General features: G+C 73.5%; 21 protein-coding genes and 1 pseudogene. 16 read left to right on the top strand and 6 right to left on the bottom strand.

Annotation, left to right across the window (positions count from 1 at the left end; all coding sequences use genetic code 11):
• The first annotated feature begins 173 nt into the window (after positions 1-173).
• The gene (locus ACI2LW_RS21800; protein WP_404732868.1) at positions 174-974 is read left to right on the top strand and encodes a S16 family serine protease; all 801 of its coding nucleotides are present in this window, start codon (positions 174-176) and stop codon (positions 972-974) included.
• A gap of 4 nt (positions 975-978) precedes the next feature.
• Here the strand turns inward: ACI2LW_RS21800 and ACI2LW_RS21795 are convergent, their stop codons facing one another.
• Positions 979-1,479: an Lrp/AsnC family transcriptional regulator gene (locus tag ACI2LW_RS21795; protein WP_404732867.1), complete on the bottom strand. Its 501-nt coding sequence runs from the start codon at positions 1,477-1,479 to the stop codon at positions 979-981.
• 124 nt (positions 1,480-1,603) lie between these two features.
• Here ACI2LW_RS21795 and hppD point away from each other — a divergent pair, with 124 nt between their 5' ends.
• A complete protein-coding gene (gene hppD, locus ACI2LW_RS21790) occupies positions 1,604-2,752 on the top strand; it encodes a 4-hydroxyphenylpyruvate dioxygenase (RefSeq protein ID WP_404732866.1) in 1,149 nt (382 codons plus the stop codon).
• A 547-nt stretch (positions 2,753-3,299) separates the two neighbouring features.
• Here hppD and ACI2LW_RS21785 read toward each other — a convergent pair.
• Positions 3,300-4,700: pseudogene (locus ACI2LW_RS21785) on the bottom strand (tetratricopeptide repeat protein); the annotation flags it as partial.
• Positions 4,701-5,583: 883 nt separating this feature from the next.
• Between ACI2LW_RS21785 and ACI2LW_RS21780 the strand changes: the two are divergent.
• From ACI2LW_RS21780 to ACI2LW_RS21770, 3 genes are all read left to right on the top strand, one after another.
• The gene (locus tag ACI2LW_RS21780) at positions 5,584-6,990 is read left to right on the top strand and encodes an FAD-binding oxidoreductase (protein ID WP_404732865.1); all 1,407 of its coding nucleotides are present in this window, start codon (positions 5,584-5,586) and stop codon (positions 6,988-6,990) included.
• A gap of 314 nt (positions 6,991-7,304) precedes the next feature.
• Positions 7,305-9,071, top strand: a complete 1,767-nt coding sequence (locus tag ACI2LW_RS21775) for an RDD family protein (protein ID WP_404732864.1) — start codon at positions 7,305-7,307, stop codon at positions 9,069-9,071.
• 98 nt (positions 9,072-9,169) lie between these two features.
• Entirely contained in the window at positions 9,170-10,009 is an 840-nt protein-coding gene (locus tag ACI2LW_RS21770) for an RDD family protein (protein ID WP_404732863.1), read from the top strand.
• Between the two features lie 43 nt (positions 10,010-10,052).
• Here the strand turns inward: ACI2LW_RS21770 and ACI2LW_RS21765 are convergent, their stop codons facing one another.
• A complete protein-coding gene (locus ACI2LW_RS21765) occupies positions 10,053-10,343 on the bottom strand; it encodes a hypothetical protein (protein ID WP_404732862.1) in 291 nt (96 codons plus the stop codon).
• A gap of 628 nt (positions 10,344-10,971) precedes the next feature.
• On the opposite strand from ACI2LW_RS21765, the gene ACI2LW_RS21760 reads away from it, so the two are divergent.
• On the top strand, positions 10,972-13,320 hold the full coding sequence (locus tag ACI2LW_RS21760; RefSeq protein WP_404732861.1) for an immune inhibitor A domain-containing protein: 2,349 nt from the start codon (positions 10,972-10,974) through the stop codon (positions 13,318-13,320).
• A 132-nt stretch (positions 13,321-13,452) separates the two neighbouring features.
• Positions 13,453-13,818, top strand: coding sequence for a hypothetical protein (locus ACI2LW_RS21755; RefSeq protein ID WP_404732860.1), 366 nt, complete (start codon positions 13,453-13,455; stop codon positions 13,816-13,818).
• Positions 13,819-14,091: 273 nt separating this feature from the next.
• Here ACI2LW_RS21755 and ACI2LW_RS21750 read toward each other — a convergent pair whose 3' ends face one another.
• Both ACI2LW_RS21750 and ACI2LW_RS21745 read right to left on the bottom strand, forming a co-directional pair.
• Positions 14,092-14,679 carry an isochorismatase family protein gene (locus ACI2LW_RS21750; protein ID WP_404732859.1) on the bottom strand — a complete coding sequence of 196 codons (588 nt, stop codon included), beginning with the start codon at positions 14,677-14,679 and terminating at the stop codon, positions 14,092-14,094.
• Positions 14,680-14,812: 133 nt separating this feature from the next.
• Positions 14,813-16,159, bottom strand: coding sequence for a nicotinate phosphoribosyltransferase (locus ACI2LW_RS21745; protein WP_404732858.1), 1,347 nt, complete (start codon positions 16,157-16,159; stop codon positions 14,813-14,815).
• Positions 16,160-16,325: 166 nt separating this feature from the next.
• On the opposite strand from ACI2LW_RS21745, the gene clpS reads away from it, so the two are divergent.
• The 8 genes from clpS (at position 16,326) to ACI2LW_RS21705 (ending at position 22,593) form a co-directional block, all read left to right on the top strand.
• Complete coding sequence (gene clpS / locus ACI2LW_RS21740) at positions 16,326-16,643, top strand: ATP-dependent Clp protease adapter ClpS (protein ID WP_404732857.1); 318 nt, start codon at positions 16,326-16,328, stop codon at positions 16,641-16,643.
• A 40-nt stretch (positions 16,644-16,683) separates the two neighbouring features.
• Positions 16,684-17,289, top strand: coding sequence for a DUF2017 domain-containing protein (locus ACI2LW_RS21735; RefSeq protein ID WP_404732856.1), 606 nt, complete (start codon positions 16,684-16,686; stop codon positions 17,287-17,289).
• A gap of 328 nt (positions 17,290-17,617) precedes the next feature.
• Positions 17,618-19,060: an amino acid permease gene (locus ACI2LW_RS21730; protein ID WP_404732855.1), complete on the top strand. Its 1,443-nt coding sequence runs from the start codon at positions 17,618-17,620 to the stop codon at positions 19,058-19,060.
• Positions 19,061-19,202: 142 nt separating this feature from the next.
• Positions 19,203-19,625, top strand: coding sequence for a Mov34/MPN/PAD-1 family protein (locus ACI2LW_RS21725; RefSeq protein WP_404732854.1), 423 nt, complete (start codon positions 19,203-19,205; stop codon positions 19,623-19,625).
• Between the two features lie 88 nt (positions 19,626-19,713).
• Complete coding sequence (locus tag ACI2LW_RS21720; RefSeq protein ID WP_397659627.1) at positions 19,714-19,809, top strand: putative leader peptide; 96 nt, start codon at positions 19,714-19,716, stop codon at positions 19,807-19,809.
• Positions 19,810-19,925: 116 nt separating this feature from the next.
• Positions 19,926-20,204, top strand: a complete 279-nt coding sequence (locus tag ACI2LW_RS21715) for a MoaD/ThiS family protein (protein ID WP_404732853.1) — start codon at positions 19,926-19,928, stop codon at positions 20,202-20,204.
• Between the two features lie 17 nt (positions 20,205-20,221).
• Entirely contained in the window at positions 20,222-21,172 is a 951-nt protein-coding gene (locus ACI2LW_RS21710; protein WP_404732852.1) for a PLP-dependent cysteine synthase family protein, read from the top strand.
• 869 nt (positions 21,173-22,041) lie between these two features.
• Complete coding sequence (locus ACI2LW_RS21705) at positions 22,042-22,593, top strand: hypothetical protein (protein WP_404732851.1); 552 nt, start codon at positions 22,042-22,044, stop codon at positions 22,591-22,593.
• A 30-nt stretch (positions 22,594-22,623) separates the two neighbouring features.
• On the opposite strand, the gene ACI2LW_RS21700 is transcribed toward ACI2LW_RS21705, so the two are convergent.
• Entirely contained in the window at positions 22,624-23,079 is a 456-nt protein-coding gene (locus ACI2LW_RS21700; protein WP_404732850.1) for a type II toxin-antitoxin system PemK/MazF family toxin, read from the bottom strand.
• Positions 23,080-23,294: 215 nt separating this feature from the next.
• On the opposite strand from ACI2LW_RS21700, the gene ACI2LW_RS21695 reads away from it, so the two are divergent.
• Positions 23,295-24,047, top strand: coding sequence for an MBL fold metallo-hydrolase (locus ACI2LW_RS21695; protein WP_404732849.1), 753 nt, complete (start codon positions 23,295-23,297; stop codon positions 24,045-24,047).
• The last annotated feature ends 128 nt before the right edge of the window (positions 24,048-24,175 follow it).

The raw sequence follows: 24,175 nt of genomic DNA, 5'->3' as shown, positions 1-24,175 counted from the left end.
GGCTCCGGGCGCCCGCGCCTCGCCTGCCCCCCTGCCCGGCCTCGCCCGACCGCCCGCCTCCCCCGGCTCCGGGCGGCCCCGCCCCGCCCGGTTCCATGCGCCCCCCGCCTCGCCCCGCTCCGGGCGCCGTCGCCGGCAGGTGGCCCGAACTTGTGGTCGCGTAGATTGAGGGCGTGCTCTCTCGCCTCACACGCCCCCAGGCCCTCACCGTCTGCGCGCTGCCCGTCGTGGGCCTGATCGGCGCCGCGGTGTTCGCGCCGCTGCCGTTCTCGGTGGCGCAGCCCGGGATGACGGCGAACGTGCTCGGCGAGAACAAGGGCACCCAGGTCATCACCGTCTCCGGCGCGCCCACCCGGAAGACCAGCGGGCAGCTCCGTATGACCACCATCGAGGCCACCGGCCCGGACGCGCACGTCTCGCTCGGTGACGTGGTCGACGGCTGGTTCGCCACGGACCGGGCGGTGCTGCCGCGGGACGCGGTCTACCCGAGCGGCGACAGCCTGAAGGAGATCGAGCGGCACAACGCCGAGCAGATGAGGCAGTCGCAGGACGCGGCCACCCGGGCGGCCCTGGGCTACCTGCGGTCCAACGGCAAGGACGTCAAGGACGTCAAGGTCACCCTCAGGCTCGCCGACGTCGGCGGGCCCAGCGCCGGCCTGCTGTTCTCCCTGGGCATCGTCGACAAGCTCGACGGCGACGGCCGCGGCGGCGACCTCACCGGCGGCCGCACCATCGCCGGTACGGGCACGATCAGCCCCGACGGCACGGTCGGCGCCGTGGGCGGCGTGGCCCTCAAGACGCAGGCCGCCCGGCGCGACGGCGCCACCGTCTTCCTCGTCCCGAGGGCCGAGTGCGCCGACGCCGCGTCGGAACTGCCCGAGGGACTGCGGCTGGTTCCGGTGACCAGCCTCAAGAGCGCGGTCGCCGCCCTGACCGCGCTGGAGACGGGGAAGGGCGCCGTACCCGCCTGCTAGCTAGCTAGGTGCGCGGCCGGGGCGGCGTGCCGGGCCCGTCCTCCGCGGCCGCCTGCTCCACCAGCGGGATGATCCGCAGCGGCACCGGGTTCTCCATGACGATCGCCGTCGAGGCGCGGACGATGCCCTCGATCGCGACCACCCGGTCGATCACCCGCTGCAGGTCGGCGTTCGACCGCGCCACCAGCCGGCACAGCATGTCCCCGGTGCCGGTGGTGGTGTGCAGTTCCAGCACCTCCGGGACGGTGGACAGATGCGCCCGCACCTCCGCGCCCTGGCCCTGGCGGATCTGCAGTGTCGCGAAGGCCGTCACCGGGTAGCCCAGCGCCGCCGGGTCCACCTCGGGGCCGAAGCCCCGGATCACCCCGCCCGACTGGAGGCGGTCCAGCCGGGCCTGGACCGTCCCCCGGGCCACCCCCAGCCGCCGTGACATCTCCAGCACACCGATGCGCGGCTCGCGCGCCAGCAGCACGATGATGCGGCCGTCCAGGTGATCGATCGCCACGGTCCCGCCTCCCGAGTGGTCATCCTGTACAGAAAGTCCGCCGTACGCCGCCATTCACTGAGCAGACTGCCCAGTGAAAGTACAAACTATTGCGCACCTTGCGGGGCCGGGTGAACCTTCCGCTATGACGCAGACCACAGAGCACACTCCCGACACGACCGCCCGGCAGGCCGACCCCTTCCCGGTCAAGGGAATGGACGCGGTCGTCTTCGCCGTGGGCAACGCCAAGCAGGCGGCGCACTACTACTCCACGGCCTTCGGCATGAAGCTGGTCGCCTACTCCGGACCGGAGAACGGCAGCCGGGAGACCGCGAGCTACGTACTGGAGAGCGGCTCCGCCCGGTTCGTGCTCACCTCGGTGATCAAGCCCGCCACCGCCTGGGGGCACTTCCTCGCCCAGCACGTGGCCGAGCACGGCGACGGCGTCATCGACCTCGCCATCGAGGTGCCGGACGCGCGGGCCGCGTACGCCTACGCCGTCGAGCACGGCGCCCGCTCGGTCGAGGAGCCGTACGAGCTGAAGGACGAGCACGGCACGGTCGTCCTCGCCGCGATCGCGACCTACGGCCAGACCCGCCACACGCTGGTCGAGCGGACCGGGTACGACGGCCCGTACCTGCCGGGGTACGTCGCCGCGGCGCCCGTCGTCGCGCCGCCCGCCCAGCGCGTCTTCCAGGCCATCGACCACTGCGTCGGCAACGTCGAGCTCGGCCGGATGAACGAGTGGGTGGAGTTCTACAACAAGGTCATGGGCTTCACGAACATGAAGGAGTTCGTGGGCGACGACATCGCGACCGAGTACAGCGCGCTGATGTCGAAGGTGGTCGCGGACGGCACCCTCAAGGTCAAGTTCCCGATCAACGAGCCCGCCATCGCCAAGAAGAAGTCCCAGATCGACGAGTACCTGGAGTTCTACGGCGGTGCGGGCGTCCAGCACATCGCGCTGAACACCAACGACATCGTGCAGACCGTACGGACGATGCGCGCGGCCGGCGTCGAGTTCCTCGACACCCCCGACTCCTACTACGACACCCTGGGCGAGTGGGTCGGCGACACCCGCGTGCCGATCGACACCCTGCGCGAGCTGAAGATCCTCGCCGACCGCGACGAGGACGGCTATCTGCTGCAGATCTTCACCAAGCCGGTCCAGGACCGCCCGACCGTCTTCTTCGAACTCATCGAGCGGCACGGCTCGATGGGCTTCGGCAAGGGCAACTTCAAGGCCCTGTTCGAGGCGATCGAGCGCGAGCAGGAGCGTCGCGGCAACCTCTGACGGGGGTCCGCCCGTGCGGGGCGGACCGCTGACCGGCGCCGGCGCCGACGCCGGTCAGTGTGGGTCAGTGCGGGTCAGTGTGGGTCAGTGCGGGTCAGTGGCGCGGGCGGGACGCCGGCTCCGGCGGTCGCGCCGGGGCCTGTGCCTGGGTGCCGGGCTCCGGTCCCGCGGAGTTCCCTCCGCCCCCGGTGTCCCCGCCGCTCCCGGTGTCCCCGCTGCCCCCGGTTTCTGTGGTGCCGGTGCCGGTGCCGGAGGCCGGTCCGGGACCCGGCTGCCGGGGGCCGAACGGCGGTGTGCCGGGCGTTCCGGCGCCGGCCGCCTCCCGCGGAGTCTCCGCCGCCCCGGGCGTCCGCTGAGCCGACGGCGCCTCGGACGGCCGGGGCGCCCGCGGAGGCTCCGGAACCGTGGACGTACCGGAGGAACCGGAGGAACCGGTGGAACCGGTGGAACCGGTGGAACCGGAGGAACCGGCGACGGCCCCGGAGCTCCCCGCGGCGCCGGCCGCACCGGTCGCCCCGCCGGTGACGTTCGGCCTGTCCGCGTCCGCGGGGACGTCCGCCGGTGACGGCTCGCCCAGTTCGTCCAGCACGGCCCGGGCCCGGGGCGCCCACAACGGGGAGAAGTACGGGTTGGTCCGCAGGGCCTCCGCCAGATGGCGGCGGGCCGCTCCCGGCCGGTCGAGGCCGGCTTCGATGACGCCCCGGTGGTAGGCGTGGAGCGCGTCGCGCACACCGCCGCCCTTCGCCGCGTCCGTGGCCGCCGTCGCGAACCTCAGCGCCTCCTCGTCCTGCCCCGCCCGGTGCAGCGCCCACCCCAGCGCGTCCGCCACCGAGGTCCCCGGCTGCCGCCGCCACTCCTCGCGCAGCCGCCGCACCGCGGACCCGGCGTCCGCGTGGTCCGCCTCGAACCGGCCCAGCACCAGGTCGCCGTCCACCCCGGACGCCGCGCCCCGGCGGACCCAGGCGCGCAGCAGGCCGTACTGCGCCGTCGCCTCCTCCTGCCTGCCCAGTGACTCGTACAGCTCGCCCAGCTCCAGCGTGTACTCGGGGCAGGGCCGCTGCTCGAGCGCCCCGCGGTACGCCCGCACCGCCTCCTCGGTCCGCCCCAGCGCGGCCAGCGTCCGCGCCCGGCCGGCCATGGCCTCCCACCGGCCGGCGTCCAGGCGCAGGGCCGCCTCGAAGTGCCGCAGCGCGTCCTCGCGGTCGCCGCGGTCGAAGGCGATCCTCCCGGCCCGCTCCAGGTACGCGGCCCGCTCGGCGGGCGTGGTCGCGGCCGCCGCGGCGTCCGACAGCTGCGCCGCCGCGTCCTCGCGCCAGCCCCGGTCCCAGTAGACGCCGGCCGCCCGCGCCCGCACCGCCGGGCGGGGCGACGGCTCGAGCTTCAGCAGCCTGTCCAGGGTGCGGCGGACGGCACCGTGGTCCCCGAGCCCGGTGTAGGCGTCGATCAGCAGCGCATACGTCGTCCACCGCCGCGGCTCCAGCTTCAGCGCCTCCTCGCCCCGGGAGCGGGCGGTCCGGAAGTCCCGCCGCTCGTTCGCCAGCGCGGCCAGTCCGTCCAGCGCCTCCGGGTTCCCGCGCGGGCGCAGGCGCAGCGAGGTGCGCAGCGCGTCGTCGGCCATCCGGTAGTTCGCCGGGCCGGCCGTCCGCCGGCCCCGCTCGACGTAGGCCGCCCCGAGCACCGCCCACGCCCGGGCGTCCTGCGGCCGGGCCCGGACCCGGCGTTCCCGGTCGCCGATCAGCGCCGTCAGGTCGGGCAGCGCGGCGGGCACCCCGGCGGTGACCGCGGTCAGCGCGGCCGCTCCGGGCGCCGGGGCGGGCGGCCGGGGCGAGGGCCGCCGGCCGGGCAGCGCCATCCACAGCGCGCCGAGCACACCGGCCACCACGGCCAGCGCGACGAGTGCCCGCGGCAGCGGACGGGAGGGGCGCGACGTCACGGTCGTGGGGGGCATGGCCGGGCTCGTCGGGGGCGTGGCCGGGCTCGGCGCGGGCTTGTCCATGGCGCCCACTGTGCGCCGTACCGCGCCGGCCCACCGGACACGACCCGGGCCCACGCCCGCCGGCCACCCGCCGGACGGATCCGCACCATCCGCCGGACGGACTCCCGGCCACGCGTCGGACGGATCCGCACCATCCGCCGGACGGACTCCCGGCCACGCGTCGGACGGATCCGCACCATCCGCCGGACGGACTCCCGGCCACTCGCCGGGCGGACTCCCCGTTATTCGCCGGACGCGCCGCCAGCCGTCCGCCGGACGGGTCCGCCGCCCGCTCGAACCGGCCCCTGCACTGGCCGAACAGGCCCTGCACTGGCCGGGCGGCCCTCCGCAGGCCGGGCGGCCCGTCATCCGCTGGTGGACGGACCCGCCCGCCGGTGGACGGACCGGCCCGCCGGCCCGCGGACGCCCGCCGGGGCCCTGGTGGCCCGGCCCGGCCCGGGTCCAGGCTGCTGCCCTCAGCCGCCTCAGTGGCCTCAGCGGACCGGGCGGACTGGGCGGGCCAGGCGGGAGCGGGCGGGAGCGGGCGGACCCGGCGGCCTCAGCGGACCGCGCGGACCCGGCGTACCGCGCCAAGGGGGAGAGCCGGGCGGACGGATGGGCCGGGCGGACCGGATCGGCCGCCGCGCACCGCGCGGCCGGGCGAGGGAACCGCGCGGCCGCGCGGGCGTCTGGGACCCAGAGTGGCGGGACGGGACGGGACGGGACGGGACGGGACGCCCGCCCGCCCCCACCGCGGCGCCCCATCTGCCCCTCCGTCCTCTGCAGCCCCACCCGCCCCGCCCGGCCGAAGTGCCCTCCCGCCGGGCTTCACACCGGTGGCCCCTGGTGCGACGCTGTGATCATGAGCCGTATCCAAGCCCCACCCGACGAAGCGCAGGGCAACCTCACCGACCGGCTCCTGGCGGGCCTGCCGGCCGAGGCGGTCCTCACCGATCCCGACGTCACGGCCTCCTACGCCAACGACATGGCGAGCTTCTGCCCGTCCGGCGCCCCGGCCGTGGTCGTCCTGCCGCGCACGGTGGAACAGGTGCAGCACGTCATGCGCACCGCCACCGAACTGCGCGTCCCGGTCGTTCCGCAGGGCGCCCGCACCGGACTGTCCGGCGCGGCCAACGCCTCCGAGGGCTGCATCGTGCTGTCCCTGACCAAGATGGACCGCATCCTGGAGATCAACCCGGTCGACCGGGTGGCGGTCGTGGAGCCGGGCGTCGTCAACGCCGCGCTCTCCCGCGCGGTGAACGAGCACGGCCTGTACTACCCGCCGGACCCCTCCAGCTGGGAGATGTGCACCATCGGCGGCAACATCGGCACCGCCTCGGGCGGCCTGTGCTGCGTCAAGTACGGGGTCACCGCCGAGTACGTGCTGGGCCTGGAGGTCGTGCTGGCCGACGGCCGACTGATGTCCACCGGCCGCCGCACCGCCAAGGGCGTCGCCGGGTACGACCTGACCCGCCTGTTCGTCGGCTCCGAGGGCTCCCTCGGCATCGTCGTGAAGGCCGTCCTCGGCCTGCGCCCCCGGCCGCCGCAGCAACTGGTGCTGGCCGCCGAGTTCGGCTCGGCCGCCGCCGCCTGCGAGGCGGTGTGCCGGATCATGGCGGGCGGCCACGTGCCGTCGCTGCTGGAGCTCATGGACCGTACGACGGTCAAGGCCGTCAACGAACTCGCCCACATGGGCCTCCCCGAGACCACCGAGGCCCTGCTGCTGGCCGCCTTCGACACCCCGGACCCCGCCCCCGACCTGGCCGCCGTCGGCGCGCTGTGCGAGGCGGCCGGCGCCACCCAGGTCGTTCCCGCCGAGGACGCGGCCGAGTCCGAGATGCTGCTCCAGGCCCGGCGGCTGTCGCTCACCGCGCTCGAGGCGGTGAAGGGCACGACGATGATCGACGACGTGTGCGTACCGCGCTCGCGGCTCGGCGAGATGCTCGACGGCATCGAACGCATCGCCGAGAAGTATCAGCTCACCATCGGTGTCTGCGCGCACGCCGGGGACGGCAACACGCACCCGACCGTCTGTTTCGACGCAAGCGACCCCGACGAGTCCCGGCGCGCCCGCGAGTCCTTCGACGAGATCATGGCCCTCGGCCTGGAACTCGGCGGCACCATCACCGGCGAGCACGGCGTGGGCGTGCTGAAGAAGGAGTGGCTGGCCCGCGAGGCCGGGCCCGTCGGCATCGAGATGCAGCGGGCGATCAAGCAGGTCTTCGACCCGCTCGGCATCCTCAACCCCGGCAAGCTCTTCTGACACCACCCCGCTCCCGCGCCGGTACCCCGCCCACGCGCCGGTACCCCGCCGTGCGCCGGCACCTCACTTCCTCTTCCGTTCCCGTCTCCGCGTGGCCCTCGGCGGGCCCCGCCGAGGGGGAGAGCCGGGCGGACGGCGGGCATGACGCGGACCGTCGGGACTACCGTGTGCGCCTTTCGCTTCCGTGGTGGTGAAGCAGATGTACGAGGTTGCCCGGAAAGGAGTGGCTCGGGCCGGACCGGCGGTGCCGCCGTCCCGCGTCTGGTAGATGTTGAGGCCCCCAGACGACCCCGAGCAGATACGGGACGACGGACATGAGCGCCCCAACCCCGGCACCCGGTGACGACAGGCCCCGCGAGGGGTACTACCCGGACCCGTCCATCCCTGGCTACGTCCGGTACTGGAACGGCGCCGCGTGGGTGCCGGGCACCAGCCGGCCCGCGCCGGCCGACGGCGAGCCGCTCAGCCCGCCGCCCGGCGCCCGGCCCGCCCGGCCGTCCGTCGAGGAGACGGGGCCGCACTTCTTCGACGAGGACCCGCTCGACCAGCCCGCCGCCCCGGAGGCCTCCCCGTACGGCAGGCGCCCGGAGTCGGCCTCGGCGTGGGGCGCCGACCGCTCCCACCAGTCGGGCTTCGGGGGCGACCAGGACCGCCGCGTCTCCTGGGGCGCCCCGGGCGCGGCCGGCCCCAGGACCGCGCACGCCGCCGGCCCGGCCCCGGCCAGGCAGCCGGAGGGCCACGCCGCCAGGACCGACGGCACGGCGACCATCCCGCCCGTCGAGCCGGACCAGGCCCCCGGCGCCGGGGCCGGGCCTGCCCCCGACGGCACCTTCGTCTTCCGCCGCCAGGGTGCGGGCGGCGGTGCGGGCGCGGCCGATGCGGCGGGGGCTCCGGGGAACCCGCCCGCCGCCGGCATTCCCAGCCCCTCCGGGCCCGCCGACGACGGCACGATGACCTTCCGTCCGGTCCCGGGCCAGGCACGCCCGGCGGCCGGGCCCGCGGCCGGAACCACGGGTTCCGGTGGCTCGGCGGCGGTGCCGGCGCAGGGCGGCGGCGGGTTCGGCGGCGCGGGGACCCCGGGCGGTCCGGGCGGCCCGGGCACCCCGGGCGGTGCGCGTGACGCCGGGACGCCGGCAGCCGAGGCGCCCCCGTCCGGCCCCCAGCACTCGCCCGGGGCGCCCGGGGCGCCCGGGGCGGGTCCCGGCGCGAGCGGCGGCCCCGCGCCGGCGGGCGGCCCCGGTTTCGCGGCCGGGAAGTCGGCCGCGGCCCGGGCCGCGCAGGCGCAGCCACAGCCGCCCGCGCCGGCACAGCCGCAGCCGCCGGCCTCCGCCGCGGCGCCCTCCGCCCGCGCGGCGGGCACGCCCGCCCCCTCGGTTCCCTCGGCCGGCCCGGCGGCCCAGCAGGCCGCCGCGGCGGCCTCCCCGGCCACGCCGGCCGCGGTGCCCGCCTCCGCCCCCGTCACCGCCGGGCCCGGCGGCGGGCAGTCCTCCTGGGCCCAGCAGGTGCACCAGCTCGCGGGCGCCGGCGAGGAGCAGCCCGTCGCGCCCTGGAAGCCGCCGGTGGAGGACCCGTTCCAGGCCGCCGCGCGCCGGCAGGCGGCGGCCCGGCCCGCGGGCCTGGGCAGGCGGCTGGCCGCCCGGCTCGTCGACACGGTCGTCCTCGGCGCCGTCACCGCCGTCGCGGCGGTACCGCTGGGCACCCGGGCGGTCGAGCACGTCAACGACAAGATCGACGCGGCCAGGCTCTCCGGCCGCACCGTCACCGTCTGGCTGCTGGACGGCACGACGGCGACCTGCCTCGGGATCGTCCTCGCGGTCCTGCTGCTCTTCGGTGTCCTCTACGAGGCCCTGCCCACCGCCAGATGGGGCCGCACGGCGGGCAAGAAACTCTGCGGTCTGCAGGTGCGGGACATCGAGGGCCACGAGCCCCCGTCGTTCGGCGCGGCCCTGCGCCGCTGGCTCGTCTACAGCGTGCCGGGACTGCTCGTGATCGGCCTCGTGGGCGTCCTGTGGTGCCTGTTCGACCGGCCGTGGCGCCAGTGCTGGCACGACAAGGCGGCGCACACCTTCGTCGCGGGCTGACCGGGACGGCGCAATCCGGACCCGTACGGCCGCCACCGTGTCAGCCGGACGGCCGCTCGCCGGATGCGGCCGCCGCGGACTCGGGGTGCACTCGGCCCATGAGCACCGAACCGCCCCACGGCTCGGAACCGCCCGAGGGTTCCGGCCCGCCGCCCCCACCGCACGGCGACCAGCCACCGCCCCCCGGCGGCGGCCCTGCGGACGGTGACCCGTACGGCAGCGGCGGCCCGTCCGGCGGCGACCCGCACGGCGGAGGCAACCCCTACAGCGGAAGCGGCCAGTCCGGAGAGGGCGGCGGCCCTCCCGGCGAAGGCGGCGGCCCCCACGGTGGCGGTGGGCCGTACGAGGGCGGAGGCCCTCCCGGCGGAGGCGGCGGGCCGTACGGCGGCGGCCCCTACGGCGGAGGCGGCGGCCCCTACGGTGGCGGCGGCCCCTACGGCGGCGGAGGCCCGTACGGCGGCGTCCCGTACGCCCCCGATCCGCTCGCCGGCATGCCCCCGCTCGCCGACAGCGGCAAGCGCACCCTGGCCCGGCTCGTCGACCTGATCCTGGTCGGCATCGTCGTCTGGCTGCTCACCTGGCTGCTGAGGGTCAACGAGTACATGGTGAACGCCGACCGGGTGGACGTCGGCCGGTCCATCTGGCAGTCGGTGGTCGCCGTGGTGCTCTACGTGGCGTACGACACCTTCCTGACCGCCAGGTCCGGGCAGACCCTGGGCAAGAAGTGGCTGGGCATCCGCGTGGCCAACCTGGCGGACGGCTCCACCCCGTCCACCGCGACCTCGCTGACGCGCGCGGCCGTGCTCTGGGTGCCCTGCTGGTTCTGCTGCGCCTGCTTCTGGCTGGCGATCTCCGGCGGCTGGAGCTACTTCGACCGGCCGTACAAGCAGGGCCTGCACGACAAGGCCGCCAAGACCGTGGTGGTCAGCACCACTTAGGGCCGGCCGCCACCGGCCGGTGCGCGGGACGGCGGCCGGGCCTTCAGGACGCCGCCCGCTCCCGCACCGGCTCCGCGCCCGCGGAGACCGGCCGGCGCCGGGCCGCCAGCTGCTGCGGCGCCCGCTGCTCCGCGGCGGGCGCGGCGGGCGCCGCCACGCGCGCCTTCGGCGCGGGCGCGGTCATGGCGACCAGCAGGCCCAGCGCGAGGGCGGCCAGGGAGATGACCGCGATGCCGACGCCCGAACTCGTCTGTGACAGCAGCAGCATGGCGAGCGTCGAGAAGATCACGGTGCAGGAGCCGTAGGCGAGCTGTGCGGCAGTCGGACGAGGCATGGCAATCGTGTCCTCGGAAGATTTTGGGGGTGCGAAGGGACGACGGCCTGGCTTTCCGCCGACTCGTGGGCGTTCCGCCAGTCGACTCTAATCGGCTGCATGCCCGAGCGGAACGCCCGGTAAGCGTGACCTAACCCACGGTGCCGGTGCACGGGGGGCGCACGGAGTCATGGCGTCCACCAAGTGGACGAACCACGCGCCCGTCGCGGCGCCTTGACCGTACCCTTCGCCTTCCCCGGACCGTGTCCTCCGCCGCTCCCGGACCGTACCCTTCGCCGCTCCCGGGCCGCATCCACCGCGCCCCCGGACCGCCCCTGTGCCGAACCCCCGCCGCCCCCGCGCCGAACTCCCCGCCGCGCCGCCCAGAGACCGCCCCCGCGCCGCGCCGGCACCCTGTCTGCACCGCTTGTTCCCGCTTGTTCCCGCTTGCACCGCTTGGGCACCCCGTCCGCAAAGCGGACGCGGACTCCGCATAGTGCACTTGAACTGTCCAAGTCAAGGTCTGTCTTTTCTCGTTAACCTCTAGTCAAATGTCGTCACTTGACTACACGCGTTGCACGCGCGCGGACTTCTCGTACCTGAAGACCCCCCTACCGCGCGCACGGCACGCGTCAGGGGAGGACATCAAGTGACAACTAGACCCTGGACGTTCAGAACGGCCGCGATAGGCGTGGCCCTCGCGGCGGCTACCGCCACGTTCTCGACGTTCGCCGTCGCGGAGGCCGCTTCCACGGGCGCCTCCGCCACCGCGGACCGGCACGACCCGCAGCCGGTCAAGATGAAGTCGCACGACCTGGACGGGCCGCTGAGCAAGACTCAGGACGCCCAGCGCCAGGAGGCCCTGAACCAGCTCATCGCCGGGAAGACCAAGCTCCAGGAGCGCCACGGCTCCAAGGTCGTCCAGCTCAAGAGCAAGAAGGGCGACAGCAAGTACGTCGAGCTGGGCCGGGAGAAGACCGACAAGATCTTCACCATCCTGGTCGAGTTCGGCGACAAGACGGACCCGAAGTACGGCGGCACCGCCGGTCCGCTGCACAACCAGATCGCCAAGCCGGACCGCACGAAGGACAACTCGACGGCCTGGCAGAAGGACTACAACCAGCAGCACTTCCAGGACCTGTACTTCGGCACCGGCAAGAAGACCGAGTCGGTCAAGAAGTACTACGAGAAGCAGTCCTCGGGCCGCTACTCGGTCGACGGCGAGGTCTCCGACTGGGTCAAGGTGCCCTACAACGAGGCCCGTTACGGCTCCAACTACTGCGGCTCCACCAACTGCCCGAGCGTGTGGAACGTCGTCAAGGACGGCGTCACCGCCTGGGTCGCGCAGCAGAAGGCGGCCGGCAAGTCCGACGCCGACATCAAGGCGGACCTGGCCAACTACGACCAGTGGGACCGCTACGACTTCGACGGCGACGGCAACTTCAACGAGCCGGACGGCTACATCGACCACTTCCAGATCGTGCACGCCGGTGAGGACGAGTCCGCGGGCGGCGGCGTCCAGGGCACCGACGCGATCTGGGCCCACCGCTGGTACGCCTTCGGCACCGACGCCGGCGCCACCGGCCCCGACCACAACAAACTCGGCGGCGCGCAGATCGGCGACTCCGGCATCTGGGTCGGCGACTACACCATCCAGCCGGAGAACGGCGGACTCGGCGTCTACGCGCACGAGTACGGCCACGACCTCGGTCTGCCCGACGAGTACGACACCGCGGGCGGCGAGAACTCCACCGGCTTCTGGACGCTGATGTCGTCCGGTTCCTGGCTCGGCCGCGGCAAGGACGCCATCGGCGACCTGCCCGGCGACATGAACGCCTGGGACAAGCTGCAGCTGGGCTGGCTGAACTACGACACCGCCAAGGCCGGCGTGAAGTCCTGGCACAAGCTGGGCGTGTCCGAGTACAACACCAAGTACCGGCAGGCCGCGGTGGTCTCGCTGCCCGACAAGGCGGTCACCACCACGGTCGTCACCCCGGCCCAGGGCGCCACGCAGTGGTGGAGCGGCAGCGGCGACGACCTGAAGAACACGCTGACCCGGTCGGTGGACCTCACCGGCAAGAAGTCGGCCGCGCTGACGCTCGACGGCTGGTACGACATCGAGGCCAACTACGACTACCTCTACACCGAGGTGTCGACCGACGGCGGCGCCAACTGGACCGCCGTGGACGGCACGGTGGACGGCCAGGCCATCCCGCGCGACGGCAGCGACAAGCCGGCGCTCACGGGCTCGGTCACCGGCTACAAGAAGCTGGCGTACAACCTCGACGCCTACGCGGGCCAGAAGATCCAGCTGCGTTTCCGCTACCAGACGGACGGCGGGGTGGCGCTGAAGGGCTTCGCGGCCGACGAGATCACCCTGACCGCCGACGGCTCCGCGGTGTTCTCCGACAACGCCGAGAGCGCCGACGCGGCCTGGACGGCGAACGGCTTCTCCCGGATCGGCGCGTCCTTCACCAAGGACTACAAGCAGTACTACATCGCCGAGAACCGTCAGTACGTCTCGTACGACACCACGCTGAAGACCGGCCCGTACAACTTCGGCTTCGCGTCCCGTCCGGACTGGGTGGAGCACTACGCGTACCAGAACGGCCTGCTGATCTGGAAGTGGGACACCTCCGAGGCGGACAACAACACCAGCGCCCACCCGGGCACCGGTCTGATCCTCCCGGTGGACTCGCACCCGACCGTGCTGAAGTGGACCGACGGCACGCTGATGCGCAACCGCATCCAGGCCTACGACTCCACGTTCAGCACCTTCCGCACCGACGGCATGCTGCTGCACAAGGCGGACGTCGCGGCCTGGGTCCCGTCGTCGAAGGGGGTGCCGGTCTTCAACGACCACACCAGCACCTACTACGACGCCTCGAACCCGGCGGCCGGTGTCAAGATCACTGACACCAACACCAAGATCAAGATCACCAAGGAGGCCAAGGACGGCTCCACGATCGAGTTCGAGGTCGGCCGCGCGGTGAAGTAGTCGGTATCTCCGCAGGTCACAGACGTATCGGCGGCAACCCCTGGCGGGTTGCCGCCGATCGTGTTTAGGTGCGTGCTGTGGATTGCTTATTGACACCGACATCGACACCGACCGGAACGGGGAAGTGACCGCATGGCCGCAGGAGGCTTCTGCAAGCTGCCGAACGGCACGGTGGTCGTGGCACTGAACCTGCCCGGCACCCCCCACGACGGCCACGGCGGGGTCCGCGTGCTCGTCCACGCCCGCAACCGCGCCCGCGCCCTGACCCGGCTGCGCAACCTGGGGCTGCGCGCGGTCTACCTGCGGGGCAACACCGCCCCGCCCACCCCCGACGAGATCACCGCGGTGCTGCACCACCCCGACGGCCTGATATGGCGCACATCGCCCGACAACGCTGTCGGCGCGCCCGCCGGCGCCCTCGAACTGTGGCAGCCGATCAGAGCCCTGCTACGGCGCCGCACAGCCGCGACGGCCCGGGCCCAGGCCCAGATCCCGTAGAACGCCCGCCGCGCCCCGCCGCGCCCGTTCGCGAGCGTCCGCGGCCGCCTGGCGGGCGCAGCAGGCCGCCCACCGGCGGATACGGCCGCGGCGGGGCGCGCAGGCCCGCCGACGTACGCGCAACGGCCGGGCGGGGCGCGACGGCCGCCCACCGGCGCAGAAGGTCGCGCGAGGCCGCCGCGACCGCCGACCGGCGCAGGCGGCGACGAGGAGTGCCGCAGGCCGCCCACCGGCGCAGACGGCCGCGCGAACCCCTGTGTGCGAGGCCGACCCCTACGCGACGACCGGCTTGCCCGTGAGTTCCACGCCGGCCCGGCGCATCTCCTCCAGGGCCCGCTCGGTGGTCTCCGGGGCCACCCCGGCGGTCAGGTCGAGCAGCACCTGGGTGCGGAAGCCCTCCTTGACCGCGTCCAGGGCGGTGGCGCGCACGCAGTGGTCCGTGGCGATGCCCACGATGTCGACCTCCTCGATGCCGCGGGCCTTCAGCCAGTCCGCGAGGGGCACGCCGTTCTCGTCGGTGCCCTCGAAGCCGCTGTACGCCGCCGCGTAGGCGCCCTTGTCGAAGACGGCGTCCACCGCGCCGGAGGCGACGACGGGCGCGAAGTTCGGGTGGAAGCCCACGCCCTCCGTGCCCGCGACGCAGTGCGCGGGCCAGGAGTGGACGTAGTCCGGGTCGTCGGCGAAGTGCCCGCCGGGGGCGATGTGGTGGTCGCGGGTGGCGACCACGTGCCGGTAGCCGGCGGGCGCCTGCCCGATCAGCTCGGTGATCGCGGCGGCGACGTCGGCGCCGCCCGCGACGGCGAGGCTGCCCCCCTCGCAGAAGTCGTTCTGCACGTCAACGACGATCAAGGCGCGGCGCATGGTCGGTGTCCTTCGGCTGTCGGATCGGCGGGTGTGTCGGGTGCGGGACCGGCCGGTGAACCTACGAGCCTAGGGACTGCGGGGGACCGGCGGGAGGGGGAATTCGGCGGCGTGCGGTGCGGGGCCACCGCCTTTAGCTACCCGAGCCCAGGTGGACGTACTCCGTCGGAAGGACGGGTTCCCCGCGGGAGAGCTGGGTCGCCGACAGCGGCAGGTTGGCGCGGGCGGCGGCGTGCCGGTCCCGGGCGGCGTCGAGCGGCTCGCGTCCGACGACCTCGCCGCCGCGCACCAGCTCGACCAGGAGCTGCCGGTCGGCCAGCTCGGGCGGCACCGGCCCGGTGCCCACGACCTCGGCCTCCGCGATCCCCTGGGCGTCCAGGCGGCGCGCCGCCCACTTGCGGCCGCCGACGGAGGTCTTGCCGCCGGTGGACTTCTTCGCCACCGGCTTCAGCGGGGCCTTGGGGTCGGGGGAGTCCGCGCGGGCGACCAGCTTGTAGACCATCGAGGCGGTCGGGTGGCCTGAGCCGGTCACCAGCTGGGTGCCCACGCCGTAGGCGTCCACGGGGGCGGCCGCGAGCGAGGCGATGGCGTACTCGTCGAGGTCGGAGGTGACGACGATCTTGGTGTTGTGCGCGCCGAGCTCGTCCAGCTGCTGCCGTACCCGGTGCGCGACCAGCAGCAGGTCCCCGGAGTCGATGCGCACCGCGCCCAGCTCGGGCCCGGCGATGGCGACCGCCAGCCCGACCGCCTCGGCGACGTCGTAGGTGTCCACCAGCAGCGTGGTGTCCCGGCCCAGGGAGTCCACCTGGGCCTGGAAGGCGTCCCGCTCCCGGTCGTGCAGCAGGGTGAAGGCGTGGGCGGAGGTGCCGATGGTGGGGATGTTGTAGCGGAAGCCGGCGGCCAGGTCGGAGGTGGCGCTGAAGCCGCCCACGTAGGCGGCGCGGGAGGCGGCGACCGCGGCCAGCTCGTGGGTGCGCCGCGCGCCCATCTCCAGCAGCGGCCGGGAGCCCGCGGCCGAGGACATGCGGGAGGCCGCGGCGGCGATCGCCGAGTCGTGGTTGAGGATCGACAGGATGACGGTCTCCAGCAGCACGCACTCGCCGAAGGACCCCTCCACCCGCATGACGGGCGAGCCGGGGAAGTACACCTCGCCCTCGGGGTAGCCCCAGATGTCGCCGGAGAAGCGGTAGCCGGCGAGCCACTGCAGGGTCGGCTCGTCGACGACCCCGCGCTCGCGCAGGAAGCGCAGCACGCGGTCGTCGAAGCGGAAGTTCTCCACCGCGTCCAGCACGCGCCCGGTCCCGGCCACCACGCCGTAGCGGCGGCCGTCCGGCAGCCGCCGGGTGAAGACCTCGAAGACGCTGCGCCGGTCCGCCGTGCCGGCCTTCAGCGCGGCCTGCAGCATCGTCAGCTCGTAGTGGTCGGTGAAGAGCGCCGTCGAGGGAACGTCCACCGGCAGCCCAAGGTCCGCTGTGTTCATGGCGACAGATCGTACCCCCATTTCGTCACTCTGACGATTTAAGGTTCGCCCGGTGTCCGCGCCCCGCCTTCGCCGCCCCGCTTCGCCCGCCTTCATCGCCCCGCTTCACCCGCCTTCGCCGTCACGGCCCTGCTCGTTTGTGCTCCCACCCCCTTGTGGTGGCAGCATGGGCCATGTGACGGCAGCGGCACCCATCGAGATCGAGAAGACCGAGTCGGCGGAGGAGGTCTTCGCCGTACCGGAGCCCGACGTCCCCTGGGTCACCATCGTCCACAACGACCCCGTGAACCTCATGAGCTACGTGACGTACGTCTTCCAGACGTACTTCGGCTATCCCAAGGACAAGGCCACCAAGCTCATGCTCGACGTCCACCACAAGGGCCGGGCGGTCGTCTCCAGCGGCAGCCGCGAGGAGATGGAACGGGACGTGCAGGCCATGCACGGCTACGGTCTGTGGGCCACCCTCCAGCAGGACCGCAAGTAGCCCCCCACCCCGCCCGGACCGGAAGCAGCGAACCCCCTTCATGCCAGGACACTTCGAACCGCTCCCCGGCGGCGGTGCGGCCGTCGCCCTCGACGAGGTCGAGATCTCCATCATCCGCTCGCTGGCCGTGCAGCTCCTGGAGCTGATCGGCCCCGGCCCCGCCGAGGACGCCCCGGACGACCCGCTGGCCGAGCTCTTCGCCGAGGGCCCGAGCGAACCGCCCTCCGACCCGGTCCTCAAGCGGCTCTTCCCGGACGCCTACAGCGACCCCGAGCAGCACCCGGCCACCGAGCAGGAGGCCGCCGAGCGGCGCGCCCGCTCCGCGGAGTTCCGCCGCTACACCGAGAACGACCTGCGGGCCGGCAAGCGCGAGAACGCCCTCGCGGTGATCCACGCCCTCGACGAGCTGGCCGCGGCCGGCCGGGGCGGCGCGGTGCTGAAGCTGGCGCCGGAGGACTCCAGGCGGTGGCTCGGGGCGCTCAACGACCTGCGCCTGGCCATCGGCGCCCGGCTGGAGATCGGCGACGAGGACGACAGCGACGACCTCTACCGGCTCCCGGACGAGGACCCGCGCAAGCCGATGGTGATGGCCTATCTGTGGCTGGGCGGACTCCAGGAGACCCTGGTCTCCACACTTCTGCCCTGATCCACCCCTTTATGTGACCGTTCCGTGTTCGCTCAGCGGACGCTCAAATCCGGATAACGATCGCGTCACCGTGGCGGCCGGATGTGCACCCTTCGAGCGCACTTTGTCCGGTTCTCCCTGTGTCGTGCGCCACAAGTGACCCGGGCGATCAGTGTTGCGGGCGTGATAAATCTTCACGACCGCCCGGCGGACACCACCCATGTCCATCCGGGTGCGCCACCGAGCCGGCAACAGCCGGCCAGGCACCAACTCCATCATCCGGGGGGATCGAGACCCGATCCGCGGCCGACCAACGGCCCGGGTCGGCATGGAGAAAGGCGCACGACACATGACCTCTTCGAAGGTCACCGACACCGCTTCGCAGGGCACCGGAACCGCTCCCGAAGAGGGGTACGAACGAGGGCTCGGCAGCCGCCAGGTCCAGATGATCGCGATCGGCGGCGCCATCGGCGTCGGCCTCTTCCTGGGAGCCGGGGCCAACATCGCCAAGGCCGGCCCCAGCCTCATCGTCATGTACGCCCTCGCGGGCGTGATCATCTTCTTCATCATGCGGGCGCTCGGCGAGCTGCTCCTGTACCGCCCGGTCTCGGGCGCCTTCGCGGAGTACTCCCGCGAGTTCCTCGGCCCGTTCTTCGGCTACTTCACCGGCTGGACGTACTGGCTGATGTGGGTGGTGACCGGCATGGCCGAGCTGACGGCCGCCGCGATCTACGTCCACTACTGGTTCCCCGCCGTCCCGCAATGGGTGACGGCACTGGTCTTCCTGGTCGTCCTCTTCGTGGCCAACCTGATCTCCGTCAAGCTCTTCGGCGAGATCGAGTTCTGGTTCTCGATGGTCAAGGTCACCGCGCTCATCGGCATGATCGTCATCGGCCTGGGCGTGCTCACCCTCGGCTTCAGCCAGGCCGGCGACACCGCCACCGTCTCCAACCTCTGGCAGTTCGACGGCTTCTTCCCCAAGGGCATCGGCTCCTCGCTGATGACCCTGCAGGGCGTGATGTTCGCCTACCTCGCCGTCGAGCTGGTCGGCGTGACCGCCGGCGAGTCGGAGGACCCCGAGAAGACCCTCCCCAAGGCGATCAACACCCTGCCCTGGCGGATCGCGCTGTTCTACGTCGGCGCCCTGACCGTCATCCTGTGCGTGGTCAAGTGGACCGAGTTCTCCGAGGGCGTCAGCCCCTTCGTGAAGGCGTTCGCCGTCATCGGCATCCCGGCCGGCGCAGGCATCGTCAACTTCGTCGTCCTCACCGCGGCCCTGTCCTCCTGCAACTCCGGCATGTACTCCACCGGCCGCATGCTGCGCACCCTCGCCGACAACGGCGAGGCACCCCGGGTCTTCAGCCGCCTGTCGGCCACCAAGACCCCCGCGCTCGGCATCACGGTCTCGGTCGCCTTCATGGGCATCGGCGTGATCCTCAACTACGTCGTCCCGGAGAAGGCCTTCGGCTACGTCACCTCCGTCGCCACCGCCGCCGGCATCTGGACCTGGCTGATGATCCTCGTCAGCCACGTGCTGTACCGCAGGGCGGTCGACGCGGGCCGGCTGCGCGCCTCCTCCTTCCCGGCGCCCGGCGGCGCGGTGTGCTCCTACATCGCCATCGCCTTCCTGCTGTTCGTCACCGGCCTGATCGCCTACGATGCGGACTCCCGCATCTGCCTGTACGTGATGGCGGTGTGGGCCGCCGCCCTCGCCATCGGCTGGGCGGTGCTGAAGGCGCGCCACCCGCAGGTCACCGAGCGACGCGAGGCGGAGCTCGAGAAGGTCGGCTGACCGGCCGCCTTCCCCGGACCGGACGCCCGGCCGGAGCGGATACTCGTGGAACCCGCTCCGGCAGCCGCTCAGGGCGTCCGCCATGTGGGCCGTTCCGTACCACTCCCCGGTACGGAACGGCCCCTTGCTTATCCTTTCCGGCATGCTGACCATCACCCAGGCGCTGTACGACCGGATCGTCGCCCACGCCCGCGAGGACCACCCCGACGAGGCCTGCGGCGTCGTCGCCGGACCCGCGGGCACCGGCCGCCCCGAGCGGTTCATCCCCATGCTGAACGCGGCCCGCTCGCCCACCTTCTACGAGTTCGACTCGCAGGACCTGCTCAAGCTCTACCGCGAGATGGACGACCGCGACGAGGAGCCGGTGATCATCTACCACTCCCACACCGCCACCGAGGCCTACCCCTCCCGCACCGACATCTCCTACGCCAACGAGCCCGGCGCCCACTACGTCCTGGTGTCCACCGCCGACGCCGACGGCGCGGGCGAGTTCCAGTTCCGCTCGTTCCGGATCGTGGACGGCCAGGTCACGGAGGAGGAGGTCCAGGTCGTCGATCCCCACTGAGCTCCCGTATCTCAACCAGTGGTCGAAGAGCATCCGGAGTGTGGAACGACACTCCGGTTCGGGGGCCGGGAATCGATACGATGACCTCATGGTTATCCACGACGTGAGCGACAAGACGCCGGGCACGCTGCTCGTCGCGCGGCTGCACGTCGACCTGTGCAGGCTGGCCAGCGCCATCTGTTGACGCCCGCCCCTGCCGCCGTACGGCCGTGAGCCGACGGCGCCCCGCCCCGCGTACACGAGACGCCCGCGCTGTCGCGCCCACCGACCTGACTCATTTCCGACAGGAGCCCTGACGCCATGGCCATCGAGGTCCGCATCCCGACCATCCTCCGCACGTACACCGACGGCCAGAAGGCGGTGGAGGGCACCGGGGAGACCCTCGCCGAGCTCTTCGCCGACCTCGAGTCCAGGCACCCGGGCATCCAGGCCCGCATCGTGGACGGCGACCAGCTGCGCCGCTTCGTCAACGTCTACCTCAACGACGAGGACGTGCGCTTCCTGGACGGCATCTCCACCAAGCTGGCCGACGGCGACAACGTGACCATCCTGCCGGCCGTCGCCGGCGGAATGCGCTGATCGGCCGCTGACCCGCGATGCGCTACGACTCCCCGCTGGCCGCGGTGGGCAACACCCCTCTGGTGCGCCTGCCGCGGCTGTCACCGTCCGCCGACGTCCGGATCTGGGCGAAGCTGGAGGACCGCAACCCGACCGGCTCGGTCAAGGACCGCCCCGCCCTGCACATGATCGAGCAGGCGGAGAAGGACGGCCGGCTCACCCCGGGCTGCACGATCCTCGAGCCCACCTCCGGCAACACCGGCATCTCGCTGGCCATGGCGGCCCGGCTCAAGGGCTACCGCATGGTGTGCGTGATGCCCGAGAACACCTCGGCCGAGCGCCGCGAACTGCTCGCCATGTGGGGCGCCGAGATCATCTCCTCCCCGGCCGCCGGCGGCTCGAACACCGCGGTGCGCGTCGCCAAGGAGCTGTCCGCCGAGCACCCGGACTGGGTGATGCTCTACCAGTACGGCAACCCGGACAACGCCGGCGCGCACTACGCCACCACCGGCCCCGAGATCCTCGCCGACCTGCCGTCGATCACCCACTTCGTCGCCGGCCTGGGCACCACCGGCACCCTGATGGGCGTCGGCCGCTTTCTGCGTGAGCACAAGCCGGACGTCAGCATCGTCGCCGCCGAGCCGCGCTACGACGACCTGGTGTACGGCCTGCGCAACCTCGACGAGGGCTTCGTGCCCGAGCTGTACGACGCCTCCGTCCTCACCACCCGCTTCTCCGTCGGCTCCGCCGACGCGGTCACCCGCACCCGCGAACTCCTCCAGCAGGAGGGCATCTTCGCCGGCGTCTCCACGGGCGCCGCCCTGCACGCCGCGATCGGCGTGGGCAGGAAGGCCGTCAAGGCGGGGCAGAGCGCCGACATCGTGTTCATCGTCGCCGACGGCGGCTGGAAGTACCTCTCCACCGGCGTCTACACGGCCGCCACCACCGAGGAGGCCGTCAAGACCCTCCACGGCCAGCTCTGGGCGTAGCCCGCCGGCCCCCGCCCGGCCTGCCCCTCGCGCCTGCGTCCGGCCCCCTCACCCGAGGGGGCCGACCCGTTTCCGGGCCCGAGCGGGCCGATCCGTCTCCCGCGCCCGCCCCGCGCCCTGCCCCGCCGCGCCCTGCCCCGCCGCGCGCTCCCGGCCTCGCGCCGCGCCCTGCCCCGCCGCGCGCTCCCGGCCTCGCGCCGCGCTCCCGGCCTCGCGCCGCTCCCGGCCTCGCGCCGCGCTCCCGGCCTCGCGCCGCGCTCCCGGCCTCGCGCCGCTCCCGGCCTCGCGCCGCGCTCCCGGCCTCGCGCCGCTCCCGGCCTCGCGCCGCGCTCCCGGCCTCGCGCCGCGCTCCCGGCCTCGGGCGTCCGCGCGCGGCGCGTGCCGGCCCCGGGTCTCGGCGCGGCCGCCTTGGGGTCCCGGGCCCCGCGCCCCTACCTGCTCGCCCCGCGTCGCCCCTGGCCTCGGGTCTCCGCCCGGCGCTTCCCGGCCTCGGGCGTCCGCGCGCGGCGCGTGCCGGCCCCGCGCCTTCGCGCGGCGCCTTCGGCCCCCGGACCCCGCGCCCGCCACCTCCCTGCCCCGCACCGCGGTCCGGCACCTCCCTGCCCCGCACCGCGGTCCGGCACCTCCCTGCCCCGCACCGCGGTCCGGCACCTCCCTGCCCCGCACCGAGGTCCGCTACTTTCCTGCCCCGCGCTGCCACCCGGCGCGTCCCCCGCACCCCCGCCCCGCACCCCCGCGTGCCGGCCGCTCCCGCGTGCCGGACGCTCCGCGTGCGTGGGGGAGGGGATCCTGATGTGCTGGAGAAACGTCACATCGGCACCAGGGCACTGGGCAGACGTAACGGCAGAGAGCAGAAAGGCGGCCGCCCCATGCGCCGTAGGACGCTTCACCGCACCACCGTCGCCACCGCGGCGGCCGCGACCGTGCTCCTCGCCGGCTGCGGGGCGGCCGACGACGGCAAGGGCCCGGACCGCGCCGGCACAGCCCTCCCGGCGACGACCGCCGCGGCGTCCGCCTCCCCCACCCCGTCCTCCTCCGGTTCCGTGCCCCCCTCGGTGTCCCCCTCCGCCCCGCACTCCGCCACCCCCTCGCACCCGGCGGGCTGCGCCGCACAGGCCGAACTCGGCACCGCCGACTCCGGCCGCACCGTCTGCCTGGCCGTGGGCGGACGTCTGACCATCACCCTCGACGGGACCAGGGACCGCCCCTGGACCCCGGTCCGGGCCACCGGCACCGCCCTGAAGGGCGCCGACGCGGGCATCGTGATCATGCCGGGCGACGCCCTCGCCGCCTACACCGCGGCCGCGCCCGGAACCGCCCGGCTGACCGCCTCACGCCCGCTGTGCCCGACCGGCCCCGGCAAGGTCTCCTGCAAGGCCGTCCAGGAATGGACCGTCACCGTGCGGGTGACCCGGCCGTGAACCGCACGGGCGCGGCACCGGCCGCCCGCCTCAGCCGGCCAGGTACCGCACCTGGTCCCACAGGACCGGGTCCACGACCCCCACCCGGCGCCGGAAGTCCCACACCGGCACCTCCCGCACCTCGTCGGTCTCCAGGAAGCTGGTGCGCCCCTGCGCGTCCCCCACCGAGCCGGGCGGCAGCGGAATCACTCCGGCGCGCTCGTCGTGGTACTTGCTGGTGATCTTGGCGACCCGGGCGTGCCTGCCCCGCACGGAGAGCACCAGACAGGGCCGGTCCTTCGACCCGGAGCCCTGCTCGTAGGGGACGTTGGCCCACCAGATCTCCGCCGGCCGCGGACGCGCGGCACCGCCCCACCGCGAGGGGCGTCCCGGCGGACGGGTCCTGCGCCCGGCCGGGCGGCGGCCCCGCCCCCAGCCGTCGACGAGCGTGGCGACGAGCGCGAGCAGCACGACCGCCGCGAGCGCCAGCCACCAGGACGTGTCCATGGAGACGACGTTACCGGCGCGCGACCGCCAGTGCGCGCCCTCTGCCGTACCTCACACGCCCCCACGTCCAGCCGATCCGGTGACACCACAGGTGAGTTCGCCCACAACAGCCCATGCGAGAGGAGCGACCGGCGGTTTCGCGCCTTACGCTCGACGGACCGCACGACCCCTGTCACCTTCCCCTTCGACGTCCCGCCAGCGGAGGTTTCTGCTTTATGAAGCTCACCGTCGTCGGCTGCTCGGGGTCGTTCCCGTCCGCGGAATCGGCCTGCTCGAGCTACCTCGTCGAGGCCGACGGCTTCCGGCTGCTGCTCGACATGGGCAACGGCGCCCTGGGCGAGCTGCAGCGCCACTGCGGTCTCTACGACCTCGACGCGATCTTCCTCAGCCATCTGCACGCCGACCACTGCATCGACATGCTGGGCTACTTCGTGGCCCGCTACTACCGCCACGACGGCGGCCGCTGCGACCCGATCCCGGTCTACGGCCCCGAGGGCACCGAGCACCGGCTGACCACGGCCTACGCGGACACGCCGACCGCCTCGTCGATGAGCGAGGTCTTCGACTTCCACACGGTGAAGCCGTCCACGTTCGAGATCGGCCCCTTCACCGTGCACACCGAGCGGGTGGCCCACCCCGTGGAGGCGTACGCGATCCGTGTCGAGCACGGCGGCCGGGCGCTGACGTACTCGGGCGACACCGGGGTCACCAGGGCGCTGGACGAACTCGCCCGGGACTGCGACCTGTTCCTGTGCGAGGCCGCCTTCACCCACGGCAAGGAGGACATCCCGGACCTCCACCTCAACGGCCGCGAGGCCGGCGAGACCGCCGCCCGGGCCCGGGCCCGCCGCCTGGTCCTCACCCACGTCCCGCCGTGGACGGACCCGCAGATCAACCTCGCGGACGCCCGCGCGGTGTACGGCGGCCTGGTGGAACTGGCGGCGCCGGGAGCCACGTACGAGATCTGAGGCCCCAGGACACGACGAGGCCCCCGAGCGCGTCCTTGGGTTCAAGGGGTCGTCGCAACACCACTTGGTTTCAGGTGGTGAGTAGATCACGTAGACGCTCGGCTGGGGTATCCCAGCCGAGCGTCTTG

Source organism: Streptomyces sp. NPDC004065 (assembly GCF_044903565.1).
Classification (GTDB): domain Bacteria; phylum Actinomycetota; class Actinomycetes; order Streptomycetales; family Streptomycetaceae; genus Streptomyces.
This window is presented reverse-complemented; position numbering and strand designations above follow the sequence as displayed.

What these genes read in the sequence shown, in the direction of transcription:
- hppD (WP_404732866.1), top strand. Translation starts at nt 1,604, where the DNA reads ATGACGCAGACCACAGAGCACACTCCCGACACGACCGCCCGGCAGGCC.
- ACI2LW_RS21775 (WP_404732864.1), top strand. Translation starts at nt 7,305, where the DNA reads ATGAGCGCCCCAACCCCGGCACCCGGTGACGACAGGCCCCGCGAGGGG.
- ACI2LW_RS21770 (WP_404732863.1), top strand. Translation starts at nt 9,170, where the DNA reads ATGAGCACCGAACCGCCCCACGGCTCGGAACCGCCCGAGGGTTCCGGC.
- ACI2LW_RS21765 (WP_404732862.1), bottom strand. Translation starts at nt 10,343, where the DNA reads ATGCCTCGTCCGACTGCCGCACAGCTCGCCTACGGCTCCTGCACCGTG.
- ACI2LW_RS21755 (WP_404732860.1), top strand. Translation starts at nt 13,453, where the DNA reads ATGGCCGCAGGAGGCTTCTGCAAGCTGCCGAACGGCACGGTGGTCGTG.
- ACI2LW_RS21750 (WP_404732859.1), bottom strand. Translation starts at nt 14,679, where the DNA reads ATGCGCCGCGCCTTGATCGTCGTTGACGTGCAGAACGACTTCTGCGAG.
- ACI2LW_RS21745 (WP_404732858.1), bottom strand. Translation starts at nt 16,159, where the DNA reads ATGAACACAGCGGACCTTGGGCTGCCGGTGGACGTTCCCTCGACGGCG.
- clpS (WP_404732857.1), top strand. Translation starts at nt 16,326, where the DNA reads ATGGGCCATGTGACGGCAGCGGCACCCATCGAGATCGAGAAGACCGAG.
- ACI2LW_RS21735 (WP_404732856.1), top strand. Translation starts at nt 16,684, where the DNA reads ATGCCAGGACACTTCGAACCGCTCCCCGGCGGCGGTGCGGCCGTCGCC.
- ACI2LW_RS21730 (WP_404732855.1), top strand. Translation starts at nt 17,618, where the DNA reads ATGACCTCTTCGAAGGTCACCGACACCGCTTCGCAGGGCACCGGAACC.
- ACI2LW_RS21725 (WP_404732854.1), top strand. Translation starts at nt 19,203, where the DNA reads ATGCTGACCATCACCCAGGCGCTGTACGACCGGATCGTCGCCCACGCC.
- ACI2LW_RS21720 (WP_397659627.1), top strand. Translation starts at nt 19,714, where the DNA reads ATGGTTATCCACGACGTGAGCGACAAGACGCCGGGCACGCTGCTCGTC.
- ACI2LW_RS21715 (WP_404732853.1), top strand. Translation starts at nt 19,926, where the DNA reads ATGGCCATCGAGGTCCGCATCCCGACCATCCTCCGCACGTACACCGAC.
- ACI2LW_RS21710 (WP_404732852.1), top strand. Translation starts at nt 20,222, where the DNA reads ATGCGCTACGACTCCCCGCTGGCCGCGGTGGGCAACACCCCTCTGGTG.
- ACI2LW_RS21705 (WP_404732851.1), top strand. Translation starts at nt 22,042, where the DNA reads ATGCGCCGTAGGACGCTTCACCGCACCACCGTCGCCACCGCGGCGGCC.
- ACI2LW_RS21700 (WP_404732850.1), bottom strand. Translation starts at nt 23,079, where the DNA reads ATGGACACGTCCTGGTGGCTGGCGCTCGCGGCGGTCGTGCTGCTCGCG.
- ACI2LW_RS21695 (WP_404732849.1), top strand. Translation starts at nt 23,295, where the DNA reads ATGAAGCTCACCGTCGTCGGCTGCTCGGGGTCGTTCCCGTCCGCGGAA.